The sequence below is a fragment of the Gillisia xinjiangensis genome, from assembly GCF_046298265.1.
Classification (GTDB): Bacteria; Bacteroidota; Bacteroidia; order Flavobacteriales; family Flavobacteriaceae; genus Gillisia; species Gillisia xinjiangensis.
This window is the reverse complement of the sequence record NZ_JBKAHK010000020.1, coordinates 1-1,724: the sequence shown is the minus strand read 5'-3', so window position 1 is coordinate 1,724 and position 1,724 is coordinate 1. Positions and strand designations below refer to the sequence as shown.

Here is a 1,724-nt window from a genome sequence, read left to right as displayed (position 1 = left end):
CTATGTGGCTCAATGGGGATTTAACCAGTATAGAAATACAAAAGGTAAATAACCTTTATCTTTTTTTCATTGAGGATAAAACCACTGAAGCAACATTCTTTGGATTGGAAGCCATTCGTGCCTTTATGGCTGTTGGGGAGGTGGATTTTGAGAATGAAATTATAAAAGATCCTAGCTTTATCGGAACAAAAGCGGAATGTGTTTTAGATGAGCTTATCAGTTCAGGTAATAATCTATTTAAGCAAGTTTCAGAAGCTTTTACTAATAATAGAAGTAAATACAAGATTAAATTTACCACTTATAATGATCCATATGATCCTGCAAACGCCAGGACCCCACTTCCTGATCCGCAGGGAATTATAGAAATACGATTTAATTTAGCAAGAACCGGTTTGTTTACTAATTCAAATTCAATAGATTTAGCTAGGGATATTTTGCATGAAACTATTCATGCCGAATTACATAGAATAAAACTGTCCAATAATGCCGGACCAAACCCTTTACCTACTGCACAGTTTAATTGGTACGTCGATATTTGGGAATATTACGATAATCCTTTAAACACTGAAGGTCCCGCTACTACCGCTGAACATTATTACATGTCCAATTTTTTTATAAATCCAATTGCTCAGGGGCTTAAGGAATTTGACAATAATTTACATCTAGTATCTAATTATATATATTTTGCATGGGAGGGTTTAGAAAATTATGGAAAAGAAGCTGAATATATATCGCAATCGGAATTAGATGAACTTGCTATTCTATCCAATGTAGTTCTTAATGATGGATATACTAGCCCCTGCGATAATTAAATAAAGAGAAATAGATGAAGAAGTATGTATATTTAGCAGGTATAGTTTTTATTATTCTAAGTTGTAAGAATAAAACAGAAGAGGAAAAGCGAGATGTCGTATACTATCCCTCCAAATTATACTTTAATAGCTCCAATTTGAAAAGAGTGACCCTGCAGTCGAGTGATAATTTTATAGATATTATAAAGGATGTGAATAGAATACATCGAAATGATTCTCTGCCGTATATAGAAGTTGAAGAAGGGAATAGAATTGTCAAAATTATTCTTATGCGTAGTGATGGGGGATTGAAAATTAGGAAAAATTTTCTAACTATGACAAAAGACTCTGTCTACACCCTTACTCGTGATTATCCTCTCAATCGGTTAAACGAGGTATTGAGGATACAGTATGAAAATAAGGGTCGCGTAGCTACTCTTGCAGAGAGAGCGGGGTTGGTTATCGTGGAGATAGAATTGGATCACTACGATTCTGGGGAAAGACTAATAGAATCTTTAAAAATGCTAATTACTAATTTTGATAGTTTAAACGCTCAACATAAAGATTCATTAGAATTAAGGATAGCTTTAAGTGTTCCTTTGATACCCCTACCTCTGCCTCCTCCTTCTGAAAATTGAGTTAGTCATATTTACCTGTGCATACAATTAAAGAGAAAAACGTTGAAGATGTAGATTTCGAAGAAGTGAGGTAAGCGACTCACCCCTCCTAAACCCTCCCCCTAATAGGGGAGGACTTTAAAAAGTAAAAGCGCAATCTCCCGATAGCTATCAGGATTGGTTGCGCTTTTTTGTTGAAATTTTGCAGAAATATGGCGAAAACCTTACTTTTTGTATGGGAAACCATACATTCTTCTTAAATAAAATAATGTATATTAGCAAAAATGTATTTTTCGCCCCTACCTTAAGTACAGGT

Annotated in this window: 2 protein-coding genes; both read left to right on the top strand. The window is 34.5% G+C overall.

Annotated elements, in window-relative coordinates; genetic code table 11:
- Window positions 1-812 (top strand): hypothetical protein (locus ACKGJN_RS16220; protein ID WP_409540611.1); only part of this gene is annotated, 812 nt, incomplete at its 5' end.
- A gap of 14 nt (window positions 813-826) precedes the next feature.
- Window positions 827-1,429, top strand: a complete 603-nt coding sequence (locus ACKGJN_RS16215) for a hypothetical protein (protein WP_409540610.1) — start codon at window positions 827-829, stop codon at window positions 1,427-1,429.
- Window positions 1,430-1,724: the final 295 nt, after the last annotated feature.